The organism is Thomasclavelia sp. (genome assembly GCF_017889095.1).
GTDB lineage: Bacteria > Bacillota_I > Bacilli_A > Erysipelotrichales > Coprobacillaceae > Thomasclavelia.
Genome location: NZ_JAGHEW010000375.1, coordinates 1 through 5,766 on the forward strand (window position 1 = coordinate 1; position 5,766 = coordinate 5,766).

Sequence of the window (5,766 nt, forward strand, 5' to 3'; positions counted from 1 at the left end):
CATCAGTAATATTGATAATTTGTCTAACATCTTTTTCAATATAAGTTTTCACATACGATGCATAATAACGTTGCCAATTTATATCTTGATCCTGTAATTCCGGCATTGAACCACGATGAATTGTTTGCCACAACGTTTTATAATCAACAAGATGTTTTTTTCTTTCATTTATATAGTTTTCACTTGGTATAAAAGGCTGATAAAACTGAACGTTATGAATTTCTCTTAAAGACAGTCCTCTTAACTCAACAATTGCCATTCTCCCAGCTAATGTTTCACTCACACCTTTCATAAGTTCAAATGCTTGTGATCCGGTTAACGCAAAAGAGCCTTTTACTCTATTTTTATCAACATACATCTTTAAATATCTAAATATTTGCGGGGCATATTGGACTTCATCAATTAATAAAGGTGGTTCATTATTTTTTAAAAATAAATTCGTTTCTTCAATCGCCTCAGTTAAAACAATTGGATCATCAAAAGTTACATATTCAAAATTATTACAAATATACTTCAACAAAGTTTCCTTACCAACTTGTCTAGGACCAGTAACCAGAATAATTGGAAACTGCTTTAAGCACTCCTTTATAACATAATCAATATGTCTTTCAATATACATAATATCACCTCTTTTCGACTAATCCACGATTTAATTTTATTATGATTTAAAATATAAATTTTATCAATCATTAATCATGTTCATGGTTTATGCAAGTGCTTAGTTATTATTTATCTATGTTTATTACATTACGATAAAATACTTTAGCTGATTTAATATTTATGTTAGTATTTTTATAGGTGGAGGTATTTTTATGATTGTTGATAAATTAAATGATATTATTAATGGAAATAATGAAAGTAGTACTATAATAAATTTATGTATCTTTATTAAAGAAAATATCACTACTATTAACGATATGACGATCGATGAGATTGCTAGTGCATGTTTTATGTCTAAGGGTCAAGTGTCAAAATGTATTAGAAAACTTGATTATAAAAACTATGAAGAATTTAAATATGCCTGTAATGATTATAACGATTCTCTTATTACTAGAACTGGTATCTTTAAACACGAATATACTTTAAAGCAAAATATTGAACAGTATACCAATTCATATATCAACACTCTTTTAAATATTCTACCAGTTATTAATTATTCATTATTACAAGAACTTACTAATGATATTATTAATAGTCGTAAAATTTATGTTTATGGTCATGGTGATGTTAGAACAGTATGTTATCTGATGCAAAGAGAACTTAATACTATGAATAAATCTGTCATTATTTGCGATGTTGATTATCTAAAAAAATATCACTATCAAGACTCCGATCTTTTAATCATGTTAAGCACAAATGGTCAAACTTTCCATTATCATAAAAGAATAGTTTCTAGAATTTTAAAGGAACAGGTTTCTAAATGGTTAATTACCTGTCAAAGCGAAATAGACTTTCCTGATAAAAAATTTGTCATTCCAACAAGAAACTCTGTTTATAATGAATCTTTGATGCTTTATCTAATTAATTTATTATTAATGAATATTAAACATAATCTCTAAGTTTCCGTTTTGGAAACTTTTTTGCTTTATGAAAGGATTAATCTTATGATAAAACCAACAAATAAAGGAGGTTAGATTATGGTATTTCCAAAGAATTTTTTATGGGGCGGAGCAACTGCCGCTAATCAAGTTGAAGGTGGTGTTTTTGAAGATGGCAGGGGTTTAGCTAATGTCGATTTAATGCCACTAGGTAAAGATCGTTATAGTATTGGTACTGGTAATATGAAAATGGATAAATTTGATGATGATCATCTTTATCCTTCTCATCAGGCAGTTGATATGTATCATCATTATCAAGAAGACATTGCTTTATTTGGTGAATTAGGAATGAAAGTTTATCGTTTTTCAATTGCCTGGACCAGAATATTTCCTAACGGTGATGAAGCAGAACCAAATGAACAAGGATTACAGTTTTATGATCATATTATTGATGAATGTTTAAAATATAACATTGAACCTTTAGTTACGATTAATCATTTTGATTGTCCAATGTATCTTGTTAAAAAATTTGGCGGTTGGCGTAATCGTCAAATGATTGATTGTTACTTAAACTTAACTAAAGTTTTGTTTAAACGTTATCAACATAAAGTAAAGTATTGGTTAACATTTAATGAAATCAATATGATCTTACATTTTCCATTTGTTGCTGCTGGTTTGCAATTTGAAGACAATGAAAATAAAACTCAGGCAATGATAACTTGTGTTCATCATCAGTTAGTTGCCAGTGCCTTAGCTACTAAAATGGCTAAAGAAATTAATCCCGAATTTCAAATTGGCTGTATGTTAGCGGCTGGTTCCTATTATCCAGAAACATGTAATCCTAATGATTATTGGAAAGCACTTTGTGATAATCGTGAAGTTTATATGTTCATTGATGTACAATCACGCGGTTATTATCCACCTTATGCTTTAAAGTGGTGTAACCAGCGTAATGCCACAATTCCATTTGCCAAAAATGATCAAAAAATCCTTAAAGAAAACACCGTTGATTTTATTAGTTTCTCTTACTATTCTTCACGAGTAAGCAGTTCTAACCCTAAAAAGGGGCAACAAACCGAAAGTAACATTTTTGCTTCTGTCATCAACCCATATTTACAATCAAGTCAATGGGGCTGGCAAATTGATCCATTAGGTTTTCGTATTACCATTAATGAATTATATGACCGCTATGAAAAACCATTATTTGTAGTTGAAAATGGTCTAGGTGCTAAAGATACTCTTGAAGCTGACGGAACTATTCACGATGATTATCGAATTAAATATCTTCAAGAACATATCAAAGCAATGAAAGATGCAATTGAATTAGATGGTGTAGAAATGCTTGGTTATACAACCTGGGGATGCATTGATTTAGTATCTAATGGTACTGGTGAAATGGAAAAAAGATATGGCTTTATTTATGTTGATAAGGATAATCAAGGTAATGGTACTTTGAAAAGATATAAAAAAGATTCTTTTTACTGGTATCAAAAAGTCATCCAATCAAATGGAGAAATATTATAAATAGCTGCTTAATTTCAGCAGCTATTTTTTCTAACTAATTCTATTTTTTCTTTAGTTTTACAGTGAGGACATTGTAAATAATAAAAATCTATATATTTATTCATATTTCCTAAAGTTTTGATAACTGACGGTTTCCACTTATAATTGCATTTACTACATTTAAAATAATACTTATTTCTAAGATAAAGTGATCTAATTATACAAACTAAAACAATAACTAAGATTAAAATAATTATTATCATTTTATCGATTTCCAAATTTCTTAACTAATTTTTCCATCATACTTTTAGAAATACCAAATTTTTCACATAATAAATCTTCAATTTCTTCAGTTGATTTACCAGCTAATTCATTTTCATCAATTCCCATTTGCGCCATCATTGATTTAACCCGGTCATACATTTCAGTATCACCTTGACTATATTTATCCATCATATCGTCATAAAATCTTTTAGCATCATCGATTTTTTGATCTTCCGCTAAATCAGTCTGGTTAAACTGCTCCTGCACTTTTTCTAACTCATCGATTTCTTCACTATCTAAACCTAATTCATCAAAAAAGTCTAAGGCACGATTACATAAATTTTCTAATTCATAACAATAATTTTCTTCATCCAAACCGTCAATTACTTTTAAATCCTGATTTAGTTCATTGATTAAAGCAATTTGTTCATTAGTCAATTCAATATCTTCATATTCATCATTACTTAAATCCGCTAAAACAATTGGAACATAATAAGCCACTTTTTCATGATTAGTCATGATCATTTCAATCTTTAGATCAGTTATTTTGGCTAAAAAGTTTACTAATATTTCCGGATCAATTGTTTTATTACTAAAAGCATAACTTCCTTTAACTGTTCTAATAATAATTTTAACTAATTGATCATGATGATGTTTTTGTAATGATAAGCCTGTAATTTCTTGATATTTGAAATTACCAGCTTGTCCAAATTTGAAATATATTTCATCAGGAGTGATAATCATTCCTTTACTGCCATCTAATTCTTCACTCGAATCAATAAATGCTAAGATTTCAAAAACATTCATACTTCCAAAATTATAAAGAGCATTACTGATTTGACTTGGTAAATTATCTTTTAAATATAATTTACCATTTAATACTAATTTTTCATCTATATCCATAAATTGTTTGCTTTCTACCATTGTTTTTCCTCCAACTTAATCAAAAACTATTTTACTAGAATCACATACAATTGCAATATTTTTTCACAACACTAGCGATATTTGCCATGCGCCTATCAAATTCTGGATGCTTTTTGATCCAGCTTCGATTTAATGGTGAAGGATGTGGTAAGACATAGGTTAGTTTGCCATTAATGACTTGATCGTTAAAAACCAAATCGTCTAACTTTTGATCAGGAAAAAAGACTTTGGCTGCATAACTGCCAATAATTATATAGATTTGATTATTTACTAATTCCATTTCTTTAAATAGCCATTGTTGATAACATATTTTAGGCGGTTTTTTATCACCACCGTTTTTAGCTTTACCGGGATAGCAGTGAGCTAAAGAAGTGATATAAAAATTATCTTGATTATAAAATATTGCCTCATCAATTTGATACCATTGTCTAAGTTTCTTACCGCTTTGATCACTAAAGGGTCTACCAAGCTGATGAACTTTTAATGATGGTGCCTGACTAATTTGCATAATTTTAGCATTTTTATTACCCCAAACTACTGGTGCAACTCCATGTTCAAAAGTTTCTTGACAGATATTACATTGTTTTATTTGTTTAAGTAATTTTTCAAAATCATCCATTTTATTCTCCTAAAAAATAAATGCAAGTCGATGACCTGCATTTTAATTTCCTAATTTTTGTCCTACTTGTTGACCAACAATAGCACCATCATTAGTTGCCGTTACAACTTGTCTTAAAACCTTTTGCCGAACATCGCCAGCAGCATAAATTCCTTTGATCTTAGTTTCCATTAATTCATTAGTAATGATATAACCTTGATCATCACAAATTCCTAATTCCTTAACAAAATCAGTAATCGGATCTAATCCCACAAATGGAAATACTCCTTTAACTGCTAATTCACTAATTTCTCCGGTTTTACTATCTTCTAAAGCAATTCCAGCTACTTTGTTATCTTCTTCAATTAAATGATGCGGTTTCTTTAAAAAATGAATTTCAATTTTATCATTAGCTCTTACATGATCTTGAATAATCTTATCAGCTCTAAAAACATCACGGCGAACGATTAAATGTACTTTAGAAGCAAACTTAGTTAAATAAATAGCTTCTTCCAATGCTGAATTTCCACCACCTACAACAGCTACTTCTTCATCTTTAAAAAACGGTCCATCACAAACAGCACAATAAGATACTCCATGACCTGTTAATTCTTCTTCCATTGGAATTTGCATTTTTCTCTCTTTTGTTCCAGTTGCAATCAATACTGCTTTAGCTTGATAACTATTATCAGTTGTGATTACTTCTTTATAATCACCATGATCAACTATCTTAGTTACCTCGCCAAATGCCTGCTTACCACCAAAAGATAATGAATGTTCATACATTTCATAAGCTAGCTCTGGTCCTGTTTTCTTTTTTTGACCAGGCCAGTTTTCAATTTCCGCACTAACATTAAGTTTACCACCTGGTGCTCCAGCATCTAACATCAATACACTTGCTCCAGCTCTAGTTGCATATAAACATGCACTCATTCCCGC

The 5,766-nt window shown here is 29.7% G+C and carries 6 protein-coding genes; 2 read left to right on the top strand and 4 right to left on the bottom strand.

Annotated elements, in window-relative coordinates; genetic code table 11:
• Window positions 1–619: AAA family ATPase (locus J7M77_RS15845; protein ID WP_296880335.1), on the bottom strand; the 619-nt coding region annotated here is incomplete at its 3' end.
• 193 nt (window positions 620–812) lie between these two features.
• Here J7M77_RS15845 and J7M77_RS15850 point away from each other — a divergent pair.
• Both J7M77_RS15850 and J7M77_RS15855 read left to right on the top strand, forming a co-directional pair.
• Entirely contained in the window at window positions 813–1,559 is a 747-nt protein-coding gene (locus J7M77_RS15850; RefSeq protein ID WP_296880337.1) for a hypothetical protein, read from the top strand.
• A gap of 78 nt (window positions 1,560–1,637) precedes the next feature.
• On the top strand, window positions 1,638–3,062 hold the full coding sequence (locus J7M77_RS15855) for a 6-phospho-beta-glucosidase (RefSeq protein ID WP_296880338.1): 1,425 nt from the start codon (window positions 1,638–1,640) through the stop codon (window positions 3,060–3,062).
• Window positions 3,063–3,305: 243 nt separating this feature from the next.
• Here J7M77_RS15855 and J7M77_RS15860 read toward each other — a convergent pair whose 3' ends face one another.
• The 3 genes from J7M77_RS15860 to J7M77_RS15870 form a co-directional block, all read right to left on the bottom strand.
• Window positions 3,306–4,229 carry a hypothetical protein gene (locus J7M77_RS15860; RefSeq protein ID WP_296880339.1) on the bottom strand — a complete coding sequence of 308 codons (924 nt, stop codon included), beginning with the start codon at window positions 4,227–4,229 and terminating at the stop codon, window positions 3,306–3,308.
• A 40-nt stretch (window positions 4,230–4,269) separates the two neighbouring features.
• Window positions 4,270–4,848: a uracil-DNA glycosylase family protein gene (locus tag J7M77_RS15865; RefSeq protein ID WP_296880341.1), complete on the bottom strand. Its 579-nt coding sequence runs from the start codon at window positions 4,846–4,848 to the stop codon at window positions 4,270–4,272.
• Between the two features lie 42 nt (window positions 4,849–4,890).
• A partial coding sequence (locus J7M77_RS15870) for an FAD-dependent oxidoreductase (RefSeq protein WP_296880342.1) occupies window positions 4,891–5,766 on the bottom strand: 876 nt, incomplete at its 5' end.